Below are 26,097 nucleotides of genomic sequence, written 5' to 3'. Positions count from 1 at the left end.
AAAAGAGAGCGGCCCGTTGGACCGCTCTCTTCGTTTTCCGGCTGCCCGGACCTTACTTGGCGTTCGGGTTCGGCATCCAGGCCGGCATCGCAACATCGGCATGGGCGAACTGCGGCAGCTTGGCCGACAGGTCTTCCATGTTCTTGATGTCCTTGTCGATCAGTTCCTTCTGGGTGATCAGCGTCGGCGGCACGATGACGTTGTGGCCGGGATCCTCGCCGGCAAGCAACTGCGCCAGCGCGCGCACCGAGACCTGGCCGACGACGGCCGGGTTGGTGGCGGCGGTGGCCGCCCAGGCGCTGTCCGGCTCGCGCATGGCGGCGATATCCGAGGTGGAGATGTCGGCGGAATAGATCTTGATCTTCTTGTTCAGGCCGGCTTCATCGACGGCGATCTTCACGCCCTTGGCGAACTCGTCATAGGGGGCGAACATCACGTTGATGTCGGGATGCGCCTGCAGCACCGAGCGAGCCTGGTTGGCGACGGAATTGGCGATCGGATTGTCGAGCGTGCCGAACTGCGCGACCTCGCTGATGCCCGAATATTTCTTCTTCACGTCCACCCAGGTCTCGTTGCGGCGGTCGAGCGGGGCGATGCCGGCGACATAGACATAGCCGGCCTTCCAGCTTTCGCCATTGTCCTTGACTGCCTGCTCGAGCGCGAGCCTGGCGAGGTCCTTGTCCGACTGCTCGATCTGCGGGATCTTCGGGTTCTCGACATTGACGTCGAAGGCGACGACCTTGATGCCGGCATCCACCGCGCGCTGGGCCGCGTCCTTCATCGATTCCGTCAGACCGTGCTGGATGATGATGCCCTGCACGCCCAGCGCGATCGCCTGGTCGACCATGTCGGCCTGGAGCGCGGCATCCTGGCGGCTGTCCAGTACGCGGAGGTCGACGCCGAGCGCCTTGGCCTGCGCCTCGACGCCCGACAGATAGGCCTGGAAGAAGTCACCGGTCGACAGGTAGCGCACCAGCGCGATCTTGACGCCCGGCTTGTCGAACGGCGCCGGCCTGTCCGCCGCCAGGGCCGTGCCCTGCATCAGCAGCGCCGCGCCGGCGAGGCCGAGTGCCGCTTTCCCCAAAAGTCTTCTTGTGATGCTCACTTTTTCCTCCGTTTTCTGTTCTCAATGCCCCGGTCGAAACTATCTCTTGCCCCTGCCGGAAAGGGCGAAGGTGAAGACAAGGGCGACGACGAGCACCGCGCCCTTGACGAAGTCCTGCGTGTAGTAAGGAGCGTTCATCATCGTCAGGCCTTGCAGCAGGACGCCGACGAACACCGCGCCGACGGCCGTGCCGAAGGCGTTGGGCTTGGCGGCGCCGAGCACCGCGTAGCCGATGAGCGCCGCGGCGACAGCGTCGAGCAAGAGATTATTACCCGAGGCGATGTCGCCGCGTCCAAGCCGGGCAGCGAGCAAAATCCCGCCGATCGAGGCAAAAACTCCCGAAATCACGTAGGCCCAGATTTTGTATGCCTTGACAGGCGCGCCGGCGAGCTCGGCAGCCCTCTCGTTTGAGCCGACGGCATACATCATGCGGCCGAAGCGGGTGTATTCGAGGAAGAACCAGATCAGCAGCGCGAGCACGACCAGCACCACCACCGAGACCGGGATCAGGTTCGGGATGAAGAAGTCGATGCGGTGGCGGCCGAGCGCCAGGAAGGCTTCCGAAAACTTGCCGTTGGCAACCGAGCCGTCGGGCATGGTCATGCCGGTGGCGATCGAGCGGCCTTCCGTCGGGATGCGCTGCAGGCCGAGCAGCAGGAACATCATGCCGAGCGTCGCCAGCAGGTCGGGCACCCGCATATAGACGATCAGCCAACCATTGATCAGGCCGACGATGACGCCGATGACCAGGCAGGCGATGACGGCGACGATGGCGTTCTGCTCCAGCACCACCATCGCGTAGGACGCCGCCATCATGGCGCTGGTGGCGACCGAGCCGATCGACAGGTCGAAACCGCCGACGACGAGCGTCGCGGTGACGCCGAGCGCCAACACGCCGGTGATGGCCACCGACTGGAAGATGAAGACAGCGCTCTGCGGCGAGGCGAAACCGTCGGCGGCGATCGCGAAATAGGCGATCAACCCGACCAGCAGCACGATGAAGCCGTAGCGGATGGCATAGTCACGCAATGTCATCGAACGCTCCCGCGCTGTTGCCCTCTCCGCCAAACTGGAACTCATGCCTGCACTCCAAGTCTCGTCATCCGCACGATCTCACGCAGCACCATGCAGCGGCCCGCCGGCCACTTGCGCCAGCAGCCGATCGAGATCGATATCGGCGTTCCTGTGCTCGCCGACGATCGTGTGTTCCGACATCACCAGGATGCGGTCGGCGGTCTCCAACGCCTCGTCGAGCTCCGTGACGAAGATCAGCGTCGCGCGGCCGTCGGCGCTCGCCCTCAGCTTGGCCGCGATGTCGCGCCGCGCCGAAATGTCGACGCCCTGGAAAGGCTCGTCGAGGATGAAGAGGCGCGAAGCCTGCGACATCCAGCGCGCAACCATCACCTTCTGCTGGTTGCCGCCGGACAGAGCCGACAGTTCGTCCTTCTCCGAGCGGCAGACGATGCCCAGCTCGTCGATCTGGCGGCGCGCGACAGCACGCTCGGCACGCTTCTTCATGACGCCGAAGCCCGACATGCGCTTGAGGAACGGCAGGCTGATGTTGCGCTCGATGTTGAAGCCGCCGACGATGCCGCTCGCTGCACGGTCCTTGGCGACGAGGAAGGCGCCGGCGGCGATCGCCTCGCGCGCCGAGCTCGGCGCGTAGGGCTTGCCGTCCATATGCATGGTGCCCGCGAGCGGCCGGCGCACACCGAATAGCGTTTCGGCAAGCGCCGTCTTGCCGACGCCGACAAGGCCAGTGATCGCCACCACCTCGCCGGCGCCGAGCGTCATCGAGATCGGCTTTGCTCCATGCGCGAGCTGCAGGCCTTCCGCGGTGAAAACCGCGCGCGCCGAGCTTCTGGCTACCACCCGTTCGAGATGAATCTTGCGGCCGAGCATGGCGTTGACCGCGCCCTCATAGTCGAGCGGCTTCTTGTCGAAGACGCCGGAGACGACGCCGTCGCGCATCGACACGATCCGGTCGGCGAGACGCCTGATGTCGGACATGCGATGCGAGATATAGAGGATGGCGACGCCCTGCCCGCGCAGCCGGTCGATCAGCGAAAACAGCCGGTCGGCCTCGGCGCTCGACAGCGAGGAGGTCGGCTCGTCGAGGATCAGCACCTTGGGCTGATGCGCCATGGCCCGCGCGATGGCCACCATCTGCCGGTCGGCCAACGACAAGTCGCTGACGCGCGCCTTGAGGTCGAGGGCGAGGCCCATGCGGTCGGCAACCGCCCTCGCCTCGGCCCGAACATTGGCCGGCTTGAACAGCAACGACGCACCTTTGCCGCTCAGCCGGTCGAGCGTCAGGTTGGTGGCGACATCGAGGTCGGCGACCACGCCGTCATTGATGTTCTGGTGCACGGTGACGACGCCGGCGCGGATGGCTTCGGCGGGGGTCTGCGGATCGAAGGCCTTGCCGGCGAGCCGCATCGTGCCGGCGCCACGTTCGTAGACACCGCTGACGATCTTGACCAGGGTGGACTTGCCGGCGCCGTTGGCGCCCATCAGCACCGTCACCTCGCCCGCAAAGAGGTCGAGCGAGATGCCGCCAAGCACCTCGTTCTGGCCGAAGGATTTCCTCAGGCCCTCCACATGGAACACGGCATCTGCGCCCATCCGTTCCTCCCGGATCGTGACGCTATGGGCTCATTCGGCAATTGTCAACACGATTGACATTTGCCAGAGCGCTTCCTAGCTTGGCCCCGCCGCCGTGGCTCCGCTATCGTCGGAAACCACGCGCAGGAGGGGAGAGCATGACCGGGAAGTTCGAAGCATTGTCGGTGGAAACGCTGCCGAAACGCCTTGGCGGGACCACGGCCCTGACCGAGCGCATCGGCAGCGATGTCAGCCGCTGGAAGGTGCGTGAGGTCGGCGACGGCAACCTCAACCTCGTCTTCATCGTCGAGGGCGACCAGGGCGCCGCGGTGGTCAAACAGGCGCTGCCCTATGTGCGGCTGGTCGGCGACAGCTGGCCGCTGCCGCTCAAACGCTCGTTCTTCGAATATCATGCGCTGACCAGGCAGGAAGCCCGTGCGCCCGGCTCGGTGCCGGCGATCTACCATTTCGATGAGACCCAGGCGCTGATCGTCATGGAATATCTGGCGCCGCCGCACGTCATTTTGAGGCGCGCGCTGATAGACGGCCGCGAGCTGCCGAACATCGCGCGCGACATCGGCCTGTTCATGGCCCGCACGCTGTTCCGCGGCTCGGATCTCTCGATGGCGACGAAAGAGCGCAAGGCCGACCTGGCGCTGTTCGCCGACAATGTCGAACTCTGCGACATCACCGAGAACCTGGTGTTCTCCGATCCCTATTTCGACGCCAAGCTGAACCGGCACACCTCGCCGCAGCTCGACGGCCTGGTGGCCGAATTGCGCGCCGACCGCGACCTCAAGGTCGAAGCGCAGCGGCTGAAGCATCTCTTCGTTGCCAATGCCGAGACGCTGCTGCATGGCGATTTGCATTCCGGCTCGATCATGGTGACCGACACAGAGACCCGGATGATCGATCCGGAGTTCGCTTTCTATGGTCCGATCGCCTTCGATGTCGGCATGCTGCTCGCCAATTTCTGGATGGCCTTCTTCTCGCAGCGCGGCCATGAGGAGAAAAGCGGCAGGGACTCGATGCGCGCCTATCTGCTCGGCGTCACGGCAGAGACCTGGGCCACCTTCCGCGCCGAGTTCGCGCATCTGTGGCGCACCGAGCGCACCGGCATCCTCTACCAGAAGAGCCTGTTCGAGGATCAGGGCGACCAGCTCGGCGCCGAACAGGCGCTCGACCACGTGCTGCATTCCATCTGGACCGACCTGCTCGGCTTCGCCGGCATCGAGGTGCACCGGCGTATTCTCGGCCTCGCCCACAATGCCGATTTCGAGACCATTGCCGATCAAGACCTGCGCGCCAGATGTGAGGCCAAGGCTTTGCGCTTCGGCCGCCACATCGCCGTCAACCGGCGGCAGATCCACAGCATCGACGAGGTCAACAATCTCGCCGCGCTGATCGAACAGGAGAAGAGCCTTTGAACGTCGGCGAACGCCATTACCGCACCATCTGGCTCAGCGGCGACAAGCGGTCGGTCGAGATCATCGACCAGCGCTGGCTGCCGCATGAGTTCCGCATCGAAAAGATCGGAACCGTTGCCGGCATCGCCACCGCCATCCGCGACATGTGGGTGCGCGGCGCGCCGCTGATCGGCGTCACTGCCGCCTATGGCGTCGCCATCCAGATGATGGAGGATCCGTCGGACGAAGCGCTCGACGCGGTATGGGAGACGCTTCACAAGACCCGGCCGACGGCGATCAACCTGCGCTGGGCGTTGGACGAGATGCGGCGGCACCTGAAGCCGCTCGCGCCGGAAGAGCGTGCCGAGGCAGCCTACAGGCGGGCCGCCGAGATCGCCGACGAAGATGTCGGACTGAACCGCGCCATCGGCGAGAACGGGCTTGCCATCATCAGGAAGATCGCCGCGAAGAAAAAACCGGGCGAGACCGTCAACATCCTCACCCATTGCAATGCCGGCTGGCTCGCGACCGTCGACTACGGCACCGCCACCGCGCCGATCTATCTGGCGACCGAGGCCGGCATTCCGGTGCATGTCTATGTCGACGAGACCAGGCCGCGCAACCAGGGCGCCCAGCTGACCGCCTGGGAGATGGCCGGGCACGGCGTGCCGCATACGCTGATCGTCGACAATGCCGGCGGCCACCTGATGCAGCATGGCGATATCGACATGGTCATCGTCGGCACCGACCGCACCACGGCCAATGGCGACGTCTGCAACAAGATCGGCACCTATCTGAAGGCGCTGGCCGCCGCCGACAACGACGTGCCCTTCTATGTCGCGCTCCCCTCGCCCACCATCGACTGGACCGTGGCCGACGGGCTGAAGGAAATCCCGATCGAGGAGCGCTCCGGCGACGAGGTCTCCTTGGTCTGGGGCAAGACGGCGGACGGCAAGGTCGCGCAGGTGCGGGTATCGCCGGATGCCACGCCGGCGGCCAACCCAGCCTTCGACGTGACGCCGGCGCGGCTGGTCACGGGGCTCATCACCGAGCGCGGTGTGGCGAAAGCCTCGCGCGAGGGGCTGAGGGCAATGTTCCCGGAGCGGGGGTAGTCAATCGCCAATTGACAGCGCTACCCTCCTCTCCCATAAAACCCGCGTTAATGTTCTCAGGGCGGGGTGAAAGTCCCCACCGGCGGTAAGAGCCTCGGCTCAAGCCCGCGAGCGCCTTCCGGCAATCGGAAGGGTCAGCAGATCCGGTGCGATTCCGGAGCCGACGGTTACAGTCCGGATGGAAGAGAACGTACGCAGGAGACGGTCTGCTCGCGCGGGCCGGTTTTTTGCGTCGTGCGTCCTGATTCTGGTTCGAAACGGAAGGAAGGACCCATGAATCAGCATCTCCTCAAAGACCATACACTCCGTCGTGTCGCCGTCATCCGGGCGCGCTGGCACGCCGATATCGTCGATCAGTGCGTGGCGGCGTTCGAAGCGGAGCTTGCCGCGCTCGGCGGCTTTGCGGTCGAGGTCTTCGACGTGCCGGGAGCCTATGAGATCCCGCTGCACGCCAAGACGCTCGCCGGGACCGGCCGCTATGCGGCGATCCTCGGCACTGCCTTCGTGGTCAATGGCGGCATCTACCGGCACGACTTCGTGGCGAGCGCCGTGATCGACGGCATGATGAACGTGCAGCTCATGACCGGCGTGCCGGTGCTGTCGGCGGTGCTGACGCCGCACAACTACCATGACAGCGCCGAGCATCACCGCTTCTTCCACGAGCATTTCACCGCAAAGGGCAAGGAAGCGGCGAAAGCCTGCGTCGAGATCCTCGCCGCGCGCGCCAAGATCGCTGCGTGAAAGAGCCGCCGGGCGGGCAAACCCGCCCGGCATGCTTCGGCCCTACAGCTTCAGGTCGAAGTTGATCTTGAAGGTGTGTCCCTGGGCTTCCTTGGCGATCTGGCCGGAATAGGATGCGCCGAGCGTTGCCTTGGGTGACAGGAACACATCGAAGCCGGCTTCCAGCGCCAATGCGTCCCTGGCGATCGGCACGCCGGCGCTGGCGAAGGACGCCCCCGTGTTGAAGGTAAGCGTCGTTGCCGGCTGGACATCGCCATAGGCGTGCTGCCAACCGAGCATGCCATGCAGGGCGGTCATGCCCGTCCCGAACCGGGTCGAGGCGCGCAGGCCCAGCGTCGAGAACGTGTTTTCGCTCGACGCACCTTGACTGGTCAAAGCCGAGGTGGCGCCGCCGGTTTCGGCAAAGCCGTTGGCGTCCAGATGGACATAGGCCAGATTGGCGAAAGGTTCGAACGCCCCCAGGCTCGTGTCGAGCTTGTAAGCGAGCTCGCCGAAGGCCTGCGCGGTCTCGGCCCTGTAGCCCGCGGACAAGGACTCGCTGAAAGCCGGGAAGACGACGTTGCGCCTGACGTTTATATCATGCCAGCCATAGATCGCACCGGCCCGGAAGCCGAAATCTCCCCATTGCGTGCCGGCATAGAGGCCGAGGTCGTAATTGTCGCTGGAACCGGAGGAAGCGCGGTCGCTGACGTCGAAATTGGTGCGGCTGTAGCCGGCGAGCACGCCCAGCCGCCAGCTTGCCAGAGGAATGTCGGCGCCGCCGACGAAGCCGGCGGTCGTGCGGTCGAAGCCGGCGGCATTGCCCGAGCCGTTGGCATTGCCGGTCATGGCAAGCGCCTCGCTCCAGATCACGATGCCGCCGGCCGTGGCGGGCGCGGCATGCAGTCCCGTGGCATCGATGGCCGCTGTGGTGAGGGACACGTCATCAGCATCGAAGGCCGAACGAAGCCGGCGGTTTGCCGAATCCCGCGCGAAGCGGCTGTCGTCGACAAGCGCGCCCATGATGTCGGCATGGACCTCACCGGAAAGCGCGTTGCCGTAAGGGCGGAGGTAGCGATAGAAGCCGACGGCCTCCTCGTCGGGATTCCCCTCCAGCGCTTCCCGGTTCAGGATGTACATCGACCAGCCGTCCTTGGTCATGTTGAAGGACAGGCCTTCGACTTCCTGTTCGCCGTCGATCTTCAGGTTGCCCAGATTCTCGACTTCGCCGGTCTTCAGGTTCGCCCGATAGATGATCTTGTCGTCATTGTCGGTGGAGAAATACATCCAGCCGTCGAGCAGCTTGCCGCCCTGCGCCTGGTCGATGGTGTGCGACAACGGGATGTATTCCTTGAAGCTCCAGTCCGAGAGATTGTAGACGGTTATTTCCGTGGCGTTCTCATAGGCCATGCCGTAGCCGAGGCCGTTCTTGGCATCGACGGCCACCCAGCTCGCGATGTCATGGATGCCGTGCGGCGGATTGAGCGCAAAGGCCTGGCCGGTGAAACTCAGGTCGCTTGCCCGGTAGACCGCGAAGACAGGGTTCTCGTACTTGCCGCCGGTGACCGGGTCGCGTTGGCTCGAGTCGAGCGAGATGTAGAGATAGCCATCCGCATAATCGATGTCGCCGATGTGGTTTAGCCCGATATCGGAATATTGCGACGGCAGCTTGAGGACATCCGGGATGGCCGGCGAGACCTGCAGGCTGGGATTATAGTTCTTGTCGGTGCGCTCCAGCACATTGGTACCGGAGAAATACCAGTTCGTTCCGTCCGTCGTCACACCCTGCTGCTTGGAGACGATCGTGTCACCCGTGAAGGTCGTCTTCTCGACCATGATCCACGGTTCCACGGCAAAAGCCGGCGACGCCATGACGAGGAATTCGGTCACAAGAAGGCAGGAGGCGGTGGTTTTGAGAATGCAAGTTATTGCCGTTCGCTTCGCGGCGGTCTGGCTGGCGCGGGTAGTCATCAAGGAAGACATCTTTGTCGCGTTCCTGTTGTATGGCTCGTCGACAAGATTGCGCGCACGACATCGAGCGGCGACGGGAGGCGCCGCCGGCGATGTCAGAAACCCAGATTTTTGTGGTTCTTGAGGTGCGGTTGCGCGGAATTTTGTCGATCGGCTCTGGCTGCTTGTTCAACGGTGTGCTTACTAGGGGGCGCACGTGACAATCATATGAATAATGGGAATAGTATGAAGATTAGCGCCAGCCGCCCCCGGATGCTCCGGATGACGCCGTTCATGGCCGGCTCGTCCAACACCGGCTTGCACGGCAGGCTGCTCAACGAGATCGGCCAAAGCATCGTCAGCGGCGAATTCACGCCCGGCGACCAGTTGCCGAACGGCGACGACTGGAGCGCCTCCTATGGCGCCAGCCGCACGGGCCTGCGCGAAGTCATCAAGGTTCTGGCCGGCAAGGGCATGGTGGAGATGCGCCCGCGCACGGGAACGCGGGTGCGCCCGCGGCGGGACTGGAATTTCCTCGACCCGGACGTGCTGATGTGGCGGTTCGGGCCGCGGGCGACGGCCGAGGACGCGCGTTCCTTGTTCGAGCTGCGCCGCGCCATCGAGCCGATGGCCGGAGCGCTGGCGGCGGAGCGCGCCACGCCCGAGCAGATAGCCGAGCTGTGGGACATCCTGGACGAAATGGAAAAGGCGGGCGACGACGGCGAGCGCTTCGCTGTTCCCGACCTCGCCTTCCATCAGTCCATCCTGCACATGTCCGGAAACGAGCTGATCGGCTCGCTGGCGGCCCTGATCGAGACGGCGCTGATCATCAGCTTCCGGCTTTCGGACGACAATCCGGCCGGGCAGAGCCATTCGCTGAGGCTGCATCAGGAAATCGCCGAGAACATCGAGAAGCGCGATCCCGCGGCCACCAGCAAGGCCCTGATTGCCCTGCTGGACGGCGCGGAGGAAGATGTGCGGCTTTCGCTCGCGGCCAGGCAGGGCAGCCGGACATAGCACCAGTGCGCCTCTACAGGCTGTAACAAGAATTGCGCCGTGCAGGCCCGCAGACTGTTGCGGTCCGACGGGATTCCGGCCAGAAGCAACGGACCGCCCGCCCGGGCGGCCTCTTTGAACAGGGCTCGAACCAGATACGGGAGACTATTCGTTGGCTCGCATCACACTGAGACAATTGCTCGACCATGCCGCCGAACACGGCTATGGCGTGCCTGCCTTCAACATGAACAACATGGAACAGGGGCTCGCCATCATGGAAGCGGCCGAGGAGACCAAGTCGCCGGTGATCCTGCAGGCCAGCCGCGGCGCGCGCGCCTATGCCAATGACGTGGTGCTGGCCAAGCTGATCGACGCGCTGGTCGAGATCCATCCCGACATCCCGGTCTGCATGCATCTCGACCACGGCAACAACGAAGCGACCTGCGTCACCGCGATCCAGTACGGCTTCACCTCGGTGATGATGGACGGCTCGCTGAAGGAGGACGGCAAGTCGCCGGCCGACTACGCCTATAATTCCGGCATCACGCGCCGCGTCGTCGACATGGCGCATTGGGGCGGCGTCTCGGTGGAGGGCGAGATCGGCGTGCTGGGCTCGCTGGAAAGCGGCGGCGGCGAGCAGGAGGACGGCCACGGCGTCGAGGGCGCGATCAGCCACGACCAGCTCTTGACCGATCCGGTGCAGGCGGAACAGTTCGTGCGCGACACGCATGTCGACGCGCTGGCGGTGGCCATGGGCACCAGCCACGGCGCCTACAAATTCTCGCGCAAGCCGGACGGCGCGGTGCTGGCGATGAATGTGATCGAGGAGATCCACCGCCGCCTGCCCAACATGCATCTCGTCATGCACGGCTCGTCCTCGGTGCCGGAGGAGCTGCAGGAGATCATCAACAAATATGGCGGCCAGATGAAGCCGACCTGGGGCGTGCCGGTGGAGGAGATCCAGCGCGGCATCAAACATGGCGTGCGCAAGATCAACATCGACACCGACAACCGCATGGCGCTGACCGGCGCGATCCGCAAGGTGCTGACCGAGAACCCGTCGGAGTTCGACCCGCGCAAATATCTGACGCCGGCGATGGCGGCGATGAAGAAGCTCTGCAAGGAGCGCTTCGAGCAGTTCGGCACCGCCGGCAACGCGCCGAAGATCAAGCCGATCCCGCTGGCCGAAATGGCCAAACGCTACAAGTCGGGCAGCCTGGATCCGAAATTCGGCTGAGCCGATCATTGCCCGCGACCGGTTCGATCCCGGTCGCGGATATCCGCCCGCCGAAACGGCGAGGAACCTCAAGCCGATAAGTTGGTTCCTGCTCAGAGACCTTCCGGATCCATCCAAAGGGAAGGAGCAACTCATGAGCAAGGATCGCGACCGCGAAGGGCCGGTCTTCTCCGGTCAGAATGCCCGGCAGGGCGAGATCATCCTGCGCACGCGCGCGCAACGCATCATCTTCATCGCAGGGTTGGTCGGCATCGTGGTGCTGACGCTGGTGGTTAGCCTCGCGGCTCATTGAAGGGCACCGACCGCGAGCCCGGACTTCGGGCAAGGAACTATCGCCGACTCCGCCAGTTGAACGTCGCAGACGAAATTGAGGCGCGGCGACTTGTCACCGCCCTGTCGAGACGATGTTAGACCCGCTTTGCTGCGACATGCCGCTTCATCCGACCTGGCCGGACCTTGTCGGGCGGCTGCTGCTGACTTTGCTCGCCGGCTTTCTCATCGGCCTGAACCGGGAAGCGCGAGGCCATTCCGCCGGGCTGCGCACGACCATACTGGTCGGTCTGGCGGCCTGCGTGGCCATGATCCAGGCCAACATGCTTCTCGACGTCTCCGGCAAAGGGCCTGGCTCCTTCGTGCGCATGGATGTGATGCGATTTCCGCTCGGCGTGCTTACCGGCGTCGGCTTCATCGGCGGCGGCGCGATCCTGCGACGGGGCGATCTCGTCACCGGCGTAACCACCGCCGCCACGATGTGGATCATGACCATGATCGGCCTTGCCTTGGGCGGCGGCCAATACGGCCTCGGCGCGATCGCGACGGTGCTGACTCTGGTCACGCTGCAGGGGCTGAAATGGGTCGATCTCAAGATTTCGCGCGACCACAAGGCGATGCTTTCCGTCTCATGGCCGAACAACTCGCCGCCCGACCTCGATGGCATGATACGAACACTCGGCTACGATGCCCGCCTCGTCAGCATGGAGAACGCCGGCGGCAACCGTTTCGTTTTCTCGTTCCAAATCCGATGGAAGCAGCCGGATGCGGACCAGCCTTCAACCGACGTGCTGGGCGTGGTCGCCGAGCATTGCACGATTGAGCGGTTCGAGGTGATCAGCGAAAAGCCCAACTGAGCAGGGTTCACCTGATTGCTCCCGCGCCGGTGCGGGCCGCCTGAAGACAAGTCCAGCAATTCCATAACCTGCCTGTTCGCTTTGTTAACCATGCCTGGACAGACATGAACGTCGTTCATTCTCCTCTTGAACGATGTTCACAATGTGCTATGGTGCACACTTGAACGATGTTCAAGAGATGCATCCGACCTGAAACAAGCCCGCGCCGAGCCACACTCACCCTGAAACGAAAGGATCATATCGATGCTCGCCCACAGCCAAGCCCGCAAACAGTCAGGTGCCTCGAAGGCCTGGAGACCGATCATGGACGACAGATTCCAGGCGCCGAGAACAAGAAACAAATGGATTGGATTGAATCGCAGTAACGAAGCTTAACCGCTTCCCGATAAACAAGGCTCAAACGCGCAAGTGTCCGCTCAGTCCAATCGGGTTGCCAGCCGGACTTGCCCAATGGAAATTGCCATGAACACCCATCTGATGATGTCGCGGCGCTTCGCGCCTCTCTTCTGGACGCAATTCCTCTCGGCCTTCAACGACAATTTCCTGAAGAACACGCTGGTGTTCCTCATTCTCTTCACGCTGGCGAAGGATCAGGCCGCGTCCTTGGTGACGCTGGCCGGCGCTGTCTTCATGGCGCCCTTCCTGCTGCTTTCGGCACTCGGCGGCGAGATCGCCGACCGCTTCGACAAGGCGCTCATCGCGCGGCGGCTGAAATTCACCGAGATCGCCGCGGCCGCCGTCGCCGTCTTCGGCATCGCGCTGTCCTCGATCCCGGTGCTGATGACCGCGCTGCTGATGTTCGGCATCATCTCGGCGCTGTTCGGGCCGATCAAATACGGCATCCTGCCGGATCATCTCGAGCGCAAGGAACTGCCCAAGGCCAATGCCTGGATCGAGTCGGCGACCTTCGCGGCGATCCTGGGCGGCACCATTGCCGGCGGCGTCGTCTCCGCCGACGGCATCGGGGTTGCGGTGTTCGGGCCGATCATGATGGCCCTGGCCGTCGGCTGCTGGTTCGTCAGCCGCTACATCCCTTCGACAGGTTCGGCCGCTCCCAATCTTACTATCGACAAGAACATCTTCCGCTCGACTTGGCGGCAGGTCGCCGAATTGCGCACCGACATGCGCATCTGGCGCGCAGGCCTGATGACCTCCTGGTTCTGGCTGGTCGGCGCCATCGTACTGTCCATCCTGCCGTCGCTGATCAAGGATTCGCTCGGCGGCAACGAGATCGCCGTCACCGCCTATCTCGCCGTGTTCGCCGTCTCGATCGCCATCGGCTCGGCCATCGCCGCCTGGATGTCGCAGGGACGCATGGTGCTTTTGCCCGCGCCTGTCGGCACCGCGCTGATGGCGCTGTTCGGCCTGCACCTCGCCTGGACCATCGGCAGCATGCAGCCCTCGCCCCAGGCCGAGACGCTTGCCGCCTTCTTTGCCGGCCCGAACACCATCCGCGTCGCCATCGACCTCGCCGGCATGGCGATCGCCGCCGCCTTCCTCGTCGTGCCGACCTTCGCCGCCGTGCAGGCCTGGTCGCCGGAAGCTCGCCGCGCCCGCGTCGTTGCTGCGGTCAGCATCGTCAATGCCGGCTTCATGACCGTCGGCGGCATCCTCGTCGCCGCCATCCAGGCGGCGGGCGTCTCCATCGCGGGCATCCTGTTCGGCCTCGTCGTCGCCAACGCCGTCGCCGCCTGGCTGATGCTGAAATTCCTGCCGACCAATCCGTTCCGCGATTTCGTCTCGATCCTGTTCCGCGCCTTCCTGCGGCTGGAAGTCGAGGGGCTGGACAACCTCAAGGCGGCCGGCAAGGCGCCGATCCTGGCGCTCAACCATGTCAGCTTTCTCGACGGTCCGCTGGCGCTGACGCTGACCGACGAGGAACCGGTCTTCGCCATCGACTACACGATCGCCCAAGCGTGGTGGATGAAGCCGTTCATGAAGCTTGCTCGCGCCTTGCCGCTCAATCCGGCCAAGCCGATGTCGACCCGAACGCTGATCAAGATCGTGCAGGGCGGCGATCCGCTGGTCATCTTCCCGGAAGGCCGCATCACCGTCACCGGCGGCCTGATGAAGGTCTATGACGGCGCCGCCATGGTCGCCGACAAGACCGGCTCGATGGTGGTGCCGGTGCGCATCGAGGGGCTGGAGACGAGCTATTTCTCACGGCTCTCCTCCCAGCATGTGCGCCGCCGCCTGTTCCCGAAGGTCAAGGTGACCATCCTGGAGCCGGTGAAGCTCGAAGTCGCGCAGGAACTGAAGGGGCGCCAGCGTCGCGCCGCCGCGGGCTCGGCGCTCTACCAGGTGATGTCGGACCTCGTCTTCCGCACCCAGGACATCGGCAAGACGGTGCTCGAGAAGATCATCGAGACGGCGCACGAACGCGGCATGAAGGAGCTTGCGGTGCAGGATCCCGTCACCGGTTCGCTGAGCTACGGCAAGCTGCTAACCGCCGCCGCCGTGCTCGGCGAGAAGTTCGAGCACCTCTATGACGGACAGCAGACGCTGGGCATCATGCTGCCCAACGCCAACGGCTCCTGCGCCACGCTGCTCGGCGTCATGTCGGCCGGCAAGGTGCCGGCGATGATCAACTTCACCGCGGGTGCGGCGAACATCCTGTCGGCCTGCAAGGCGGCCGAGGTGCGGACCGTGCTCACCTCGCGCGCCTTCGTCGAGCAGGCAAAGCTCGGGCCGGTGGTCGAGGAGATCGGCCGTTCGGTCGACATCGTCTGGCTAGACGATCTGCGCGCCACGATCGGCCTCAAGGACAAGCTGCTTGGACTGTTGCGCAAGGCGACGCCGCGGGTGGCGCGCAAGGCCGACGATCCGGCGGCGATCCTGTTCACCTCCGGCTCGGAAGGAACGCCCAAGGGCGTGGTGCTCACCCACCGCAACATCCTGGCCAATGCGGCCCAGGCCGCTTCGCGCATCGACTTCCATTCGGGCGACAAGGTGTTCAACGTGCTGCCGATCTTCCACTCCTTCGGCATGACGGCGGGCACGGTGCTGCCGCTGATTTCCGGCGTGCCGGTCTATTTCTACCCCTCGCCGCTGCACTACCGCATCGTGCCGGAACTGATCTACGGGTCGAACGCGACGATCATCTTCGGCACCGACACGTTCCTGTCCGGCTACGCCCGCACGGCGCATCCTTACGACTTCCGATCGGTGCGCTACTGCTTCGCCGGCGCCGAGCCGGTCAAGGCCACCACGCGCACGACTTATATGGAGAAGTTCGGCCTGCGTATCCTGGAAGGCTACGGCGTGACCGAAACCGCGCCGGTGATCGCCATCAACACGCCGATGTACAACAAATCGGGCAGCGTCGGTAAGATCATGCCCGGCATGGAGTACCGCCTCGAGCCGGTGCCGGGCGTCGACGAAGGCGGGCGGCTTTTCGTGCGCGGCCCCAACGTCATGGCCGGCTACCTGCGCGCCGAGAATCCGGGCGTGATCGAGCCGCTGAAGGATGGTTGGCACGACACCGGCGATGTCGTCACCGTCGACGATGCGGGCTTCATCTCGATCCGCGGCCGCGCCAAGCGCTTCGCCAAGATCGGCGGCGAGATGGTCTCGCTTGCCGCGGTGGAGGCGCTGGCGGGCGAATTGTGGAAAGGCTCGCCGTCGGCCGTCGCCACGCTGCCGGACGCGCGCAAGGGCGAGAAGCTGATCCTGATCACGGAAGCTTCCGGCGCCACCCGCGCCGAGTTCCTCGCCTTCGCCAAGGCCAACGGCGCCATGGACCTGATGGTGCCGGCCGAAGTGCGCGTGGTGCCGAAAGTGCCGGTGCTCGGCTCCGGCAAGCTCGACTTCGCCGGCGTGACCAGGATGGTGCGCGGCGAGGAAGAGCTGAAGGTCAAGGCCGCCTGAGCCGAGCGTGCGACCAGGCCGGCAACAAGCTCCGGCCTGTTCATTGCCAATCGCTGCCGTTCAAAAGCAAGTATGACGTGGCGCCAAGGAGCTGCGGGAGCGGGTGCGCACGGGTGGTGCAGGGCGAACTGATCCCCGCCGACAGCTTGCACCCGCTCCTGCGTGGCATGCGCGGAGTTCCTCGCCCGCAAGCCGACCAAGCAGGCTAAGCCTCTACATGTTGGCGGCGGTCGGGCGCACGATCACTTCGTTGACGTCGACGCCGTCAGGCTGTTCGAGCGCGAAGCGGATCGCACGGGCGATGGCGTCCGGCGTCAGCGACTTTTGCCGCCACTCTTTCAAAGCCGCTGCCACGTGCGGGTCGCTGATGTCGTCGCCCAATTCGGTCGCGGTCACGCCGGGGGAGATGATCGTGGCGCGGATGTCGTCGTGCTCCTGCCGCAGGCCTTCGGTGATCGCCCACACCGCATATTTCGTACCACAGTAGACCGCCGCGGTGGGCAGCACGAGATGCGCGCCGACGGACGCCACGTTGACGACGTGGCCGTTTTTCTGCGCGACGAAGCGCGGCAGCACCGACGCGATCCCGTTCAGCACGCCGAAGATGTTGACGTTTACCATGCGCGCCCACTCGTCGCGTTTCAGGGCGGCAAGCGGCGACAGCGGCATGACGCCGGCATTGTTGACCAGCGCATCGATTCGCCCGAATCGGGCATGAGCGGCATCGGCGAAAGCGTCGAAGCTCTCGGCATTCGTTACGTCCAGTTCGCGCCAGGCGACGCGTTCACCGATTTTCCCGGCCAGCGCCTTCAGACGTTCGGCGCGTCGGGCTCCGATGAACAGCCTGACGCCGGCCGCGGCAAGCTCTCGCACCGTCGCTTCGCCGATGCCGCTCGATGCGCCCGTGATGAGTACAACCTTGTCTTTCAGTCCCGTCATGATCGTTCCTTTTTGGCTTGCGGTGACGGGATGGAAAATGGCGCCGCACAGGCGAAGACCGGTAGCGTGATTGTCCGAAGAGTTTGCACAATCCTCCAAATCAGGCGAACTAGCCTTGCAACATTCCACGCGATGCAGATTTATGCGGCATGGGAAAAATCACCGAACTGGCCGGGCTGATTGCCCGGCATACCAGGAATCCGGGCATTTCAAGCACCGCGATACCCCGGCTGACGCTCATTCGTGCCGACCAGCCCAGCGCGCCGGTGCCGGCGGTCTATGAAGCCTCGCTTTGCATAATCGCCCAGGGGTCGAAACGCGTCTCGCTGGCAGACCAGAACGTGGTCTATGATGCATCGAGCTATCTCCTTGTTTCGGTCGACCTGCCTCTGGTCGGCCATGTTCTCGAGGCCAGTCCGGCCGCACCATATCTATGCTGCAAGATCGACTTCGACCTCGCGGCACTTGCCGACCTGCTTGTGACGGAGCGGCGGGCTTTTGGGGAAAAGGACTTGCCTGTGCTTGCGGTCTATCCAAGCGACCCGGACCTGATCGATGCCGCGAGCCGATTGGTGAAGCTACTCGATCGCCCCGAAACCATCGATGCTCTGGCCCCGCTGATAGAGCGCGAAATCCTCTACCGTCTGCTTACCGGTCCGCATGGCGCAACGCTTCGTCAAATGGGAACCGTGGATAGCCACCTGAACCAGGTGAGCCGCGCGATCGCAACGATTCGGAACGGCTTCCAGGCGCAATTGCGGATCGACGAGATTGCCGCGGCCTCAGGCATGAGCGCGTCGTCGCTTCATGCTCACTTCAAGGCGATCACGCGCATGACCCCGCTGGAATATCAAAAGCAGCTACGCCTGCAGGAAGCGCGGAGGCTGATGCTGGCCGACGGGGCCAACGCCGGCACGGCCGGTTTCGCAGTCGGCTATGACAGCCCGTCCCAGTTCAGTCGCGAATATCGGCGCCTGTTCGGCGCTCCGCCCCGTCAGGACATCGAGCGCCTTCAGGCCATACCCGGCTCGGCCGCGGCCTATTGAGCCTTTGGCCGAGCACGGGTGCAGCCTGTCAAACCGGCCAGTTGGATCGCCGAAGATCTTGCGATCGCGATCGCCGGCTCAGGCCGCGTATCTTGCCATGACAGGCTGCCTCGACCACTGCGCATACCAGGCGTCGAACAGCTTGAGCTGCTGCTCGGCATAGCCGCGTTGGCTGTCGCTCAGCGCATCCGTCTCGTTGAAGTGCAGCTTGTATTCGGGATTACCCTTCAACACCATCATGTGCTTGAAATAGAGCACGAGGTCCGGGCCCTCGTCGAAGGAGGACAGCACGGCAAGCGCCGCGTCCAGTTCCTGCGCCAGCCGGCGCGCCTCGGCGTCCCCCTTCGCCGCGGCCTGGCTGAGGCCGACCAGATGCAGCACTTCTTTCGGCAGCACGTTGCCGATGCCGGTGATGGCACCGGACGCTCCGCAATTGACGAAGCCATGGAAGACGGCGGTGTCGACACCGATCATCAGCGCAACCTCGTCGTCGCGGCTGGTGATGTTTTCCGCAGCGTAGCGCAGATCCGCCGGGCCGCCGAACTCCTTGAAGCCGACCAGGTTCGGATGCTCGGCGCGCAGCGCGAAGAAGAGGTCGGCGCGCGTGGCAAAGCCGTAATAAGGGCTGTTGTAGATCACCGCCGGCAGGGCGGGCGCGGCGGCGAGGATCGCCTTGAAGTGGTGGCGCTGCGCCGTCACCGACGGCCCGCGCGACAGAACGCGCGGAATGACCATCAAGCCTCGCGCGCCGACCTTCTGGGCATGGGCAGCGTGCGCCACCGCGCTGGCGGTATTCACCGCGCCGGTGCCGACGATTACCGGGACGCCGGCCTTTACCAGGCGCTCGACGCCTTCCATGCGCTGCGCGTCGGTCAAGAGCGGCCAGTCGCCCATCGAGCCGCAATAGACGACGGCCGACATGCCGGCAGCGATCAGTTCGCGCCCCTTGCGCACCAGCGCGTCGAAGTCGGGCTGGCGGTCATCGGTGCAAGGCGTCATCAGCGCCGGCATGCAGCCGGAAAAAACGTTGGCGGTCATCTTCGAAGTCTCCTTGAGGCAGGCATGCAGATTGATCAGTTTGGCCCGAGGCAGCCCCGCTTGCCAAGCGGATAGTCGCTTTTCCGGCCGAGGCGAGCCTCAAACGGTCACCACGATCTTGCCGAACTGTTCCCCTGCTTCCAGAAAACGGTGCGCCTCGGCGATCTCCTCGAACGCAAACGTCCTGGCGACAATCGGCTTCAGCGCGCCTGAGGCCAGGCCATCGAGGATGAAGGCCTTGGCGGCTTCGAGCCGGGCGGGATCGCCGGTGATCTCGTGGACGAGGTAGCCGCGCAGCGTCAACGTCTTCGCAAGGACCTCGAACAGCGGGAACGGCGTCGGCTCGGGGCTGAGGCCGCCATATTCAATGAGAATGCCGCCGCGCGCCATCGCGGCCGTCAGCGGCGTGAAGATTGGACCGCCGACCGCGTCGAGGACGACGCGCACGCCATGCAGCGCGATTGCCTTCAGTCGCGCCTCGAGGTCCTCCTCGGCCAGCGCCACCACATGCGCCGCTCCGGCATCGAGCAACGCTATCTTCTTGGCCGATGTCCGGGTGACGGCGATCGGGACGGCGCCAATTCTGTTGGCGATTTGAATCGCGGCGAGCCCGACGCTGCTCGACGCGGCGGTGATGACGACGGGCTCGCCGCGACCGAGGCGGGCGACGTCGATCAGCGCGCCATAGGCGGTGAGATATTGCATCCATGTCGCGGCGGCGGCCTCGAATGAAAGCGACGGCGGATGTTTTACTGCAAGCTCGGCTGGAAAATTCACGAGCTCGCCATAGGCCGGCCAGCGCGCCATCGAGCGCGGCGGGATGATGCTGACCGCATCGCCCGGTGCGAAGACTTCCACGCCGGTTCCCACCGCCTCGACGACCCCCGCCGCTTCGAGGCCGAGACCCGACGGCAGCGTCGGCTTCTCGATGTAAGAGCCGTTGCGCATCGAGGCCTCGGCGCGGTTCAGGCCCAGCGCCCTGACGTGGATCCGGATCTCACCGGGGCCTGGCTGCGGAACTTCTATGTCCACGATGCGAAGCACCTCTGGACCGCCATGACTGTGAAAGCGAACAACCCTTGCCATGCCTGCAATCTCAAAACAAACCGATAGAATTGACTATGCAGAGACCTGGAGGAGCGATAAATGGGCGCGCGGGCAGAACAGTCGAAACGAATGGTTTTGAATATGGATCGCCTCGAAAGCATGGATGTGTTCGTCAAGGCCGTCGATCTCGGCTCGTTCGCGGCCGCCGCGGCGGCGCTCGATCTGTCGGGGCCGATGGTGGGCAAGCATGTCCGTTTCCTCGGAGAGCGGCTCGGCATGCGCCTCATCAACCGCACCACGCGCCGGCAGAGCCTGACCGATTTCGGGCGCGCCTATTACGAGCGTTGCCGCATCGTGCTGGCCGAAGCGCAAGCCGCCGACGCGCTGGCGGCCGATCAATTATCCGAGCCGCGCGGCAAGCTGCGCGTGACGATGCCGGCGCATTTCGGCCGCCACTGCGTCACGCCGATCCTGCTCGCGCTTGCCCGGCGTTAACCGACGCTGGAATTGGACCTGTCGCTCAGTGATCGTTTCGCCGATCTCGTCGATGACGGTTTCGACCTGGCGATCCGCACCGGCACGCTGGATGACAGGGCCGGCATCGTCGCGCGCCGCGTCGCGCGCCAGCGCATGATCGTCTGCGCTTCGCCGTCCTACATCGAAACCTTCGGCCGACCGCTTCAACTCGAAGACATCGCCAGCCATCAGGCGATCATCTACCGGCGGCTCGGCCAGGCGCTGCAACCATGGCTATTTCCTCGCGACGAGGATTCGGTCGCGGAGATCGTGCCCGCCGGCCGGCTGCGGCTCGACGACCTCGACGCCATCGCCGATGCGGCAACCGACGGCCTGGGACTGGCCTGGCTGCCATACTGGCTGGTGCGTGAACGCATCGAGGGCGGCACACTGGTCCGCCTGCTGCCTGAGCAAGGCGACTATCTCTATGACTGCCATGCGCTCTGGCTGCAGACGCCGCACCTGCCGCTGAAAGTGCGGCTGACCGTCGATGCGCTGGCGGCGGGATTGCCAAAGATGATGAACTAATTCTACGCCGATTTCAGTCGCTGCATCACCGAACCGCGTCAGCCCTTCGACAGGAACAGCATCGCCAGAATGATCGGCTCCAAACTCTGCATCATCGCGGACATTCCGGGTTCGACCGCCTATGCGGCTGAAAGTCTCACACCGTCCACATTGTCGAGCGCAGAAGAGCTTGCATGTGTTCTGGCAGATCGAGTTCGCCGCGCGCCTCAATCTCTAAGAGATATCGGGCCTTGGCCAAGCGGTCGCCTTCCTTGACCGCCCGATAGGCGCAGATGGCCAGCAGCGCCCTCTCCTCCTCTCGGCCGGCCTCGATATGGTCGCGGCTATGGCTGCCCGTTTTGTGGACGAGCTTGCCGAACGCTGCGTAGCTTGTCTTGTGCGCCTCGATCAGGGCGATCAGGTCCTTGGACGGTTGCCGGTTATGTTTCAGTGCCTTTGCGCTGTGAGCGTCCGCTGCAACGGTCGAGGCGACGACAGCGCAGCCGGAATGAAAAAGCAAGGCGCGACGGCTGATCCTGGACGTGATGAACTCTCCTCTTGGCTTTGCGGCAGGCCCGAGCGGATGCCGTGAACATTATCAGCACCGTAACACAGCGGTTCGCGCATTCATGTCAGGATGGATGGCGAGGGATGCGCTTGAGGTTCGAGCAAGCGGAATTCGAGCAGAGGGCCGCCGACGGGGCCGGAGCGGATGAAGGGATCAATTCATGTGCAGGCCGAGCGTATCGGCGATCTGATCGCTGCATTCCCAGCGCTGAAAGAAAAAGGCCGGGCGCGAAAGCGGCCCGGCCAAGAATGAAGGTCATAACCTTCAGAGGGGAACATCGCTCGGCGCAATGGGAGGAAAACACCGAGCGATGCCCCTTATTTGGGGCCTGAACGGTGTATTTTCCACGAACGGAATTCCAAAAAGGACCGAAATCACGAAAAAATCTCGCTCACTTATCAGCTTTTGTCAGCCGGCGACCGATGCTTTTTCCAGAAGGTCGGCATAGTGACGCCGCGCCACGTCGGGATGCGACCTCAGCCGGCTTTTCAGTACGTTGGTCCCGACATTGCGGAAGAGCGGATTGTCGGGATCGCTGGCCGGGCCGCGCGCTTCGGCCGCCAGCTCCTCGGGCAGATCGAGCAGCGGGATGGTGGCGTCAAGCCGGGCGCTGAAGAAGAACGGCACCGAAATCCGTTCGACGCCGGCCGGCGGCGTGACGACGCGATGCACGGTAGCCCTGAGATAGCCGTTCGAGGCGAGTTCGAGCAGCTCGCCGATGTTGACGACAAGCGTTCGCGGGATCGGGTCGACGTCGACCCAGCTACCGTCATATTCGACCTGCAGGCCCTTGTTCTCGTCCTGCAGCAAAAGCGTGAGGAAGCCGCCATCCTTGTGCGCGCCGACACCCTGGTCGTCGCCGGTGGCATTGCGGCCGGGGTAGCGCACGATCTTCATGCGGTGGTTCGGTTCGCCGCGGTAGATCGGGTCGAAGGCGTCTTCCGGCTGGTCGAGCGACAGCGCGAAGGCCTTGAGCAGCCGGATCGCCACGTCGGTCGCCTTGGCCTGCCAGGCAAGCAGCGCGGGCTTGAGATCAGGGAGCGCGGCAGGCCACTGGTTCGGGCCCTGCAGCCGCGTCCAGGCCGGCACGCCCGGCCCTTGCGCAATGGTCGTGCGTTCGACGCCGATATCGAGCTGCTCGCGCCAGTCGGCCTTGCCCCTGGTCAGCTCGCCGCCGGCGCGCGTATAGCCGCGAAACTGCGGCGACTTCACCATTTCGATGGCGAGCTTGTCGGCTTCCGGCAAGGCGAAGAAGCTGCGCGCGGCGCCCAGCACCGCGTCGATCTCCGGCTGGGTGATGCCGTGGCCGCTCAGATAGAAGAAACCGACATCGCGGGCGGCGGTGCGAAGATCGAAAAGAAACGTCCGCAGCTCCGACGGGCCTTGCTCCAGACGATCGAGATCAAGCACCGGAATTATTCTGGGCATGGACAGGCTCCTCTTGGCGAGACTTGTAACCCCAGCCACAGGATGACATCAGCGCCATTGCTGGTGAAGAAACACACCGACCAATCTCACTGCAAACGGGGCAAGCCGGCGCTCAATTCCCGGCTTTTGCGGCAAATTGCGTTCGGATGCCGCACATCATCCCCGATGATCCAGACGAGCGACAAGGCGGTCGCCAAGCCACTGAATGCCGCAGACGAGCACGATCAACACGACCACCACCGCGACCATCACGCTGGTTTCGAAGCGCTGATAGCCGTAGCGGATGGCAAGGTCGCCGAGGCCGCCGGCGCCAATGGCGCCGGCCATGGCCGACGCGCCGACCAGCGTCACGAGCGTCACGGTGAACCCCGCCACGATGCCCGGCAGCGCCTCCGGCACCAGCACCTCGCGGATGATCGTCCAGCGGTTGCCGCCCATGGCGCGCGCCGCCTCGATCAGGCCGTGGTCGACCTCGCGCAGCGAGACTTCGGCGATACGGGCATAATAGGGGGTGGCGGCGATCGACAGCGGCACGATCGCCGCCCATGTGCCGATCGAAGTGCCGACGATCAGCCGCGTCACCGGGATCAGCGCCACCAGAAGGATAATGAAAGGCACCGACCGGAAGCCGTTGATGATAGCGCCGAGAATGCGATTGACCCACAGACTCTCGGCGATGCCGCCGCGATCGGTGGCGACCAGAGCAAGGCCGAGCGGCAGGCCGAAGACCAGCGAGATAAGGCCGGACGCGCCGGTCATCAGCACCGTCTCCCAGATCGATCGGAGCAGGAGTTCAAACAGGACCGGCGACATGGCCAAGCACCTCCACCCGCGCGCCGCGGTCTTTCAGGAATGTCGTCACCCGCGCAAGATGCGGGGCTTCAGCGCCGGCAACAGCCAGGAACAGCGTGCCGACGGGTTGGCCCTGGACATGATCGACGCCGCCGTGCACGAGGCGGAATTGGCTTGGCACCGCCACGGCAAGATCGGAAAGCAAAGCACTGTGCGCAGCCTCGCCGGCCACATCGATCCGCAGGATCGTTTCCGCCCCTGCGCCCGGAACCAGCCGGCCCGCGATCTCGAGCGGCAATTGCGGCCGGATGCCGCCGAGCAGGCTGCGGGTGATCTGCGATTTCGGATCGGCGAAGACCTGCCAGACGGCGCCCTCCTCGACGATCCGGCCGGCGTCTATCACCGCCACGCGGTCGGCGATGGAGCGGATCACCTCCATCTCGTGCGTGATGAGCAGGATCGTGAGACCGAGCCTGGAATTGATATCTTTCAGCAGAGCGAGGATCGAGCGCGTCGTCTCCGGATCGAGCGCCGAGGTGGCCTCGTCCGACAAGAGCAGCGCCGGTCGGGCGGCAAGCGCCCTGGCGATGCCGACGCGCTGCTTCTGCCCGCCCGACAGCGAGGCGGGATAGGCTTTGGCCTTCTCCGAGAGGCCAACGAGCTGCAGCAGCTCGGCCGCGCGGGCCATGCGCTCGGCGCGCGGGCGACCTTCGATCTTGAGCGGCAGGGCGACATTGTCCTCGACGGTCTTGGCCGACAGAAGATTGAAGTGCTGGAACACCATGCCGATGCGGCGGCGCAGCGGCTGCAGGTCGCGTTCGCCCAGCCGGCCGATCTCGCGGCCCTCGATAAAGACCTCGCCGGAATCCGGCCGCTCCAACCCGTTCAGGCAGCGGATCAGCGTCGACTTGCCGGCGCCACTGCGGCCGATGATGCCGAGGATCTCGCCTTTGCGGACGGTAAGCGAAACGCCGTCGAGCGCCGCGGTCGCGCCGAAACTGCGCTTCAGGCCGACGAGGCGGACGACATCTTCCCGCCCGGTCGGCTGGATGTGGACCGGGTCGGCGCGTTCGGTCGTGACATGCTGGTTCATCTCTATGTCCGTTTCAGTGCCGCGCAAACGCGACGGCGGCCCGCTCAGCAGCGGGCCGCCCGTTTCCGCCAGCCAGGCCCCGATCAATAGGCGCTGATCCCGGTGCCCTTGTAGACCTTGTCGAACTCGGCCTTGACGGTCTCGTTCTGATAGGAGGCGACTAGCGTCTTCACCCAGGGCTCGTTCTCGCTTCCGGCCTTGACCGCGATGAAGTTGCGGTAGGGATTGTCGGCCACCGGCTCCTGCGCGATGCGGTTTTCCGGGCCGAGGCCGCTCTTCAGCGCCCAGTCGGTGTTGACGACGGCGGCATCGAGATCGTCGACCGAGCGGCCGACGATGCCGGCGTCGAGTTCCTTGATCTCGAGCTTCTTCGGGTTCTCCGCAATGTCGGCGGTCGTCGCCAGGATGCCGGTGCCGTCCTTGAGCTTGATCAGGCCTTCATGCTCCAGCACGTGCAGAGCGCGGCCCTCGTTGGACGGATCGTTGGGCAGGCCGATCACCGCGCCTTCCGGAAGGTCGGCAACCTTGGCGTGCTTCTTCGAGTAAAGGCCGATCGGCCAGACGCCGGTATAGCCGACCGGCACGATGTGATAGCCCTGCGTCTTGATCTGGTTGTCGAGATAGGGCTTGTGCTGGAAGGCGTTGGCGTCGATCTCGCCGCGCTCCAGCGCCTCGTTGGGCTGGGTGTAGTCGTTGAAGACGACGGTCTCGATCGTCAGCCCTTTCTTGGCCGCCTCAGCGGTGACGACGCGCCAGACATCCTCATCCTCGCCGCTGATGATGCCGACCTTGATCGACTTCTTGTCCTCGGCGAAGGAGGGCGACGGCGCGGTCAGGCCGATGACGGCCAATGTCGTGGCGAGAAGTGCCGCCAGTCCGGCGCGCCTGGTGATTGTCGTAACGAGAGAATTTGAAGCGTCGGACATGATGCGTTCCTTGCGTCCCTGAAATCATTGCGGCCTGGCGGGATGCGAAGCCTTGATCTCAGGATCACCAATG

General features: G+C 64.5%; 22 protein-coding genes, 1 pseudogene and 1 riboswitch. Of the genes and pseudogenes, 11 read left to right on the top strand and 12 right to left on the bottom strand.

All coding sequences use genetic code 11. The features are described from left to right. Window positions 1–52: 52 nt before the first annotated feature. The 3 genes from MJ8_RS09050 to MJ8_RS09040 all read right to left on the bottom strand — a co-directional run bounded on the left by MJ8_RS09050 (window position 53) and on the right by MJ8_RS09040 (window position 3,730). On the bottom strand, window positions 53–1,105 hold the full coding sequence (locus tag MJ8_RS09050; RefSeq protein ID WP_201414062.1) for a substrate-binding domain-containing protein: 1,053 nt from the start codon (window positions 1,103–1,105) through the stop codon (window positions 53–55). 39 nt (window positions 1,106–1,144) lie between these two features. Further along, the gene (locus MJ8_RS09045; protein WP_040988532.1) at window positions 1,145–2,140 is read right to left on the bottom strand and encodes an ABC transporter permease; all 996 of its coding nucleotides are present in this window, start codon (window positions 2,138–2,140) and stop codon (window positions 1,145–1,147) included. A 78-nt stretch (window positions 2,141–2,218) separates the two neighbouring features. After that, window positions 2,219–3,730 carry a sugar ABC transporter ATP-binding protein gene (locus MJ8_RS09040; RefSeq protein ID WP_201414061.1) on the bottom strand — a complete coding sequence of 504 codons (1,512 nt, stop codon included), beginning with the start codon at window positions 3,728–3,730 and terminating at the stop codon, window positions 2,219–2,221. A gap of 137 nt (window positions 3,731–3,867) precedes the next feature. Here MJ8_RS09040 and mtnK point away from each other — a divergent pair, with 137 nt between their 5' ends. The 3 genes from mtnK to MJ8_RS09025 all read left to right on the top strand — a co-directional run bounded on the left by mtnK (window position 3,868) and on the right by MJ8_RS09025 (window position 6,968). After that, window positions 3,868–5,136: an S-methyl-5-thioribose kinase gene (gene mtnK / locus MJ8_RS09035; protein ID WP_201414060.1), complete on the top strand. Its 1,269-nt coding sequence runs from the start codon at window positions 3,868–3,870 to the stop codon at window positions 5,134–5,136. Next, window positions 5,133–6,227: an S-methyl-5-thioribose-1-phosphate isomerase gene (gene mtnA / locus MJ8_RS09030; protein WP_201414059.1), complete on the top strand. Its 1,095-nt coding sequence runs from the start codon at window positions 5,133–5,135 to the stop codon at window positions 6,225–6,227. The genes mtnK and mtnA overlap by 4 nt, the downstream gene beginning before the upstream one ends. Before the next feature lie 48 nt (window positions 6,228–6,275). Further along, a riboswitch (FMN riboswitch) is annotated at window positions 6,276–6,421 on the top strand. 79 nt (window positions 6,422–6,500) lie between these two features. Next, window positions 6,501–6,968: a 6,7-dimethyl-8-ribityllumazine synthase gene (locus MJ8_RS09025; RefSeq protein WP_201414058.1), complete on the top strand. Its 468-nt coding sequence runs from the start codon at window positions 6,501–6,503 to the stop codon at window positions 6,966–6,968. A gap of 42 nt (window positions 6,969–7,010) precedes the next feature. Here the strand turns inward: MJ8_RS09025 and MJ8_RS32775 are convergent, their stop codons facing one another. Further along, window positions 7,011–8,087 carry an autotransporter outer membrane beta-barrel domain-containing protein gene (locus MJ8_RS32775; protein ID WP_412177113.1) on the bottom strand — a complete coding sequence of 359 codons (1,077 nt, stop codon included), beginning with the start codon at window positions 8,085–8,087 and terminating at the stop codon, window positions 7,011–7,013. Window positions 8,088–8,760: 673 nt separating this feature from the next. On the opposite strand from MJ8_RS32775, the gene MJ8_RS09015 reads away from it, so the two are divergent. From MJ8_RS09015 to MJ8_RS08990, 6 genes are all read left to right on the top strand, one after another. After that, window positions 8,761–9,042: a hypothetical protein gene (locus MJ8_RS09015; protein WP_201414056.1), complete on the top strand. Its 282-nt coding sequence runs from the start codon at window positions 8,761–8,763 to the stop codon at window positions 9,040–9,042. A 137-nt stretch (window positions 9,043–9,179) separates the two neighbouring features. After that, window positions 9,180–9,914: a FadR/GntR family transcriptional regulator gene (locus MJ8_RS09010; RefSeq protein WP_225248204.1), complete on the top strand. Its 735-nt coding sequence runs from the start codon at window positions 9,180–9,182 to the stop codon at window positions 9,912–9,914. Between the two features lie 151 nt (window positions 9,915–10,065). Next, window positions 10,066–11,130, top strand: a complete 1,065-nt coding sequence (fba, locus tag MJ8_RS09005; protein WP_040998092.1) for a class II fructose-bisphosphate aldolase — start codon at window positions 10,066–10,068, stop codon at window positions 11,128–11,130. Between the two features lie 133 nt (window positions 11,131–11,263). After that, complete coding sequence (locus MJ8_RS09000; RefSeq protein WP_201414054.1) at window positions 11,264–11,422, top strand: peptide ABC transporter permease; 159 nt, start codon at window positions 11,264–11,266, stop codon at window positions 11,420–11,422. A 112-nt stretch (window positions 11,423–11,534) separates the two neighbouring features. Continuing rightward, complete coding sequence (locus MJ8_RS08995; RefSeq protein ID WP_201414053.1) at window positions 11,535–12,257, top strand: MgtC/SapB family protein; 723 nt, start codon at window positions 11,535–11,537, stop codon at window positions 12,255–12,257. Window positions 12,258–12,719: 462 nt separating this feature from the next. Then, on the top strand, window positions 12,720–16,124 hold the full coding sequence (locus MJ8_RS08990; RefSeq protein ID WP_201414052.1) for an acyl-[ACP]--phospholipid O-acyltransferase: 3,405 nt from the start codon (window positions 12,720–12,722) through the stop codon (window positions 16,122–16,124). 213 nt (window positions 16,125–16,337) lie between these two features. Here the strand turns inward: MJ8_RS08990 and MJ8_RS08985 are convergent, their stop codons facing one another. Next, complete coding sequence (locus tag MJ8_RS08985) at window positions 16,338–17,063, bottom strand: SDR family oxidoreductase (protein WP_201414051.1); 726 nt, start codon at window positions 17,061–17,063, stop codon at window positions 16,338–16,340. Between the two features lie 149 nt (window positions 17,064–17,212). On the opposite strand from MJ8_RS08985, the gene MJ8_RS08980 reads away from it, so the two are divergent. Further along, window positions 17,213–18,109 (top strand): AraC family transcriptional regulator, encoded by an 897-nt coding sequence (locus MJ8_RS08980; RefSeq protein WP_201414050.1) that lies wholly within the window; start codon window positions 17,213–17,215, stop codon window positions 18,107–18,109. 78 nt (window positions 18,110–18,187) lie between these two features. On the opposite strand, the gene MJ8_RS08975 is transcribed toward MJ8_RS08980, so the two are convergent. Together MJ8_RS08975 and MJ8_RS08970 are read right to left on the bottom strand one after the other, a co-directional pair. After that, window positions 18,188–19,147 (bottom strand): dihydrodipicolinate synthase family protein, encoded by a 960-nt coding sequence (locus MJ8_RS08975; RefSeq protein WP_201414049.1) that lies wholly within the window; start codon window positions 19,145–19,147, stop codon window positions 18,188–18,190. 99 nt (window positions 19,148–19,246) lie between these two features. Continuing rightward, window positions 19,247–20,233, bottom strand: coding sequence for a zinc-dependent alcohol dehydrogenase family protein (locus MJ8_RS08970; protein ID WP_201414048.1), 987 nt, complete (start codon window positions 20,231–20,233; stop codon window positions 19,247–19,249). A 102-nt stretch (window positions 20,234–20,335) separates the two neighbouring features. Here MJ8_RS08970 and MJ8_RS08965 point away from each other — a divergent pair. Then, window positions 20,336–21,238: pseudogene (locus MJ8_RS08965) on the top strand (LysR family transcriptional regulator). Window positions 21,239–21,374: 136 nt separating this feature from the next. Here MJ8_RS08965 and MJ8_RS08960 read toward each other — a convergent pair. The 5 genes from MJ8_RS08960 to MJ8_RS08940 form a co-directional block, all read right to left on the bottom strand. Beyond that, window positions 21,375–21,737, bottom strand: a complete 363-nt coding sequence (locus MJ8_RS08960; protein WP_225248203.1) for a hypothetical protein — start codon at window positions 21,735–21,737, stop codon at window positions 21,375–21,377. Window positions 21,738–22,193: 456 nt separating this feature from the next. Beyond that, window positions 22,194–23,213, bottom strand: coding sequence for an isopenicillin N synthase family dioxygenase (locus MJ8_RS08955; protein WP_201414047.1), 1,020 nt, complete (start codon window positions 23,211–23,213; stop codon window positions 22,194–22,196). 156 nt (window positions 23,214–23,369) lie between these two features. Next, entirely contained in the window at window positions 23,370–24,026 is a 657-nt protein-coding gene (locus MJ8_RS08950; RefSeq protein WP_201414046.1) for a methionine ABC transporter permease, read from the bottom strand. Then, a complete protein-coding gene (locus tag MJ8_RS08945) occupies window positions 24,007–25,098 on the bottom strand; it encodes a methionine ABC transporter ATP-binding protein (protein ID WP_201414045.1) in 1,092 nt (363 codons plus the stop codon). Before MJ8_RS08945 ends, MJ8_RS08950 begins: the two co-directional genes overlap by 20 nt. A gap of 83 nt (window positions 25,099–25,181) precedes the next feature. Continuing rightward, the gene (locus MJ8_RS08940) at window positions 25,182–26,024 is read right to left on the bottom strand and encodes a MetQ/NlpA family lipoprotein (protein ID WP_201414044.1); all 843 of its coding nucleotides are present in this window, start codon (window positions 26,022–26,024) and stop codon (window positions 25,182–25,184) included. Window positions 26,025–26,097: the final 73 nt, after the last annotated feature.

It is taken from the genome of Mesorhizobium sp. J8, from assembly GCF_016591715.1.
GTDB lineage: Bacteria > Pseudomonadota > Alphaproteobacteria > Rhizobiales > Rhizobiaceae > Mesorhizobium.
This window is presented reverse-complemented; position numbering and strand designations above follow the sequence as displayed.

Coding starts and splice junctions, on each gene's coding strand:
- MJ8_RS09045 (WP_040988532.1), bottom strand. CDS start 2,140: ATGACATTGCGTGACTATGCCATCCGCTACGGCTTCATCGTGCTGCTG.
- MJ8_RS09040 (WP_201414061.1), bottom strand. CDS start 3,730: ATGGGCGCAGATGCCGTGTTCCATGTGGAGGGCCTGAGGAAATCCTTC.
- mtnK (WP_201414060.1), top strand. CDS start 3,868: ATGACCGGGAAGTTCGAAGCATTGTCGGTGGAAACGCTGCCGAAACGC.
- MJ8_RS09025 (WP_201414058.1), top strand. CDS start 6,501: ATGAATCAGCATCTCCTCAAAGACCATACACTCCGTCGTGTCGCCGTC.
- MJ8_RS32775 (WP_412177113.1), bottom strand. CDS start 8,087: ATGTACATCCTGAACCGGGAAGCGCTGGAGGGGAATCCCGACGAGGAG.
- MJ8_RS09010 (WP_225248204.1), top strand. CDS start 9,180: ATGACGCCGTTCATGGCCGGCTCGTCCAACACCGGCTTGCACGGCAGG.
- MJ8_RS09000 (WP_201414054.1), top strand. CDS start 11,264: ATGAGCAAGGATCGCGACCGCGAAGGGCCGGTCTTCTCCGGTCAGAAT.
- MJ8_RS08995 (WP_201414053.1), top strand. CDS start 11,535: ATGTTAGACCCGCTTTGCTGCGACATGCCGCTTCATCCGACCTGGCCG.
- MJ8_RS08990 (WP_201414052.1), top strand. CDS start 12,720: ATGAACACCCATCTGATGATGTCGCGGCGCTTCGCGCCTCTCTTCTGG.
- MJ8_RS08985 (WP_201414051.1), bottom strand. CDS start 17,063: ATGACGGGACTGAAAGACAAGGTTGTACTCATCACGGGCGCATCGAGC.
- MJ8_RS08980 (WP_201414050.1), top strand. CDS start 17,213: ATGGGAAAAATCACCGAACTGGCCGGGCTGATTGCCCGGCATACCAGG.
- MJ8_RS08975 (WP_201414049.1), bottom strand. CDS start 19,147: ATGACCGCCAACGTTTTTTCCGGCTGCATGCCGGCGCTGATGACGCCT.
- MJ8_RS08970 (WP_201414048.1), bottom strand. CDS start 20,233: ATGGCAAGGGTTGTTCGCTTTCACAGTCATGGCGGTCCAGAGGTGCTT.
- MJ8_RS08955 (WP_201414047.1), bottom strand. CDS start 23,213: ATGCCCAGAATAATTCCGGTGCTTGATCTCGATCGTCTGGAGCAAGGC.
- MJ8_RS08950 (WP_201414046.1), bottom strand. CDS start 24,026: ATGTCGCCGGTCCTGTTTGAACTCCTGCTCCGATCGATCTGGGAGACG.
- MJ8_RS08945 (WP_201414045.1), bottom strand. CDS start 25,098: ATGAACCAGCATGTCACGACCGAACGCGCCGACCCGGTCCACATCCAG.
- MJ8_RS08940 (WP_201414044.1), bottom strand. CDS start 26,024: ATGTCCGACGCTTCAAATTCTCTCGTTACGACAATCACCAGGCGCGCC.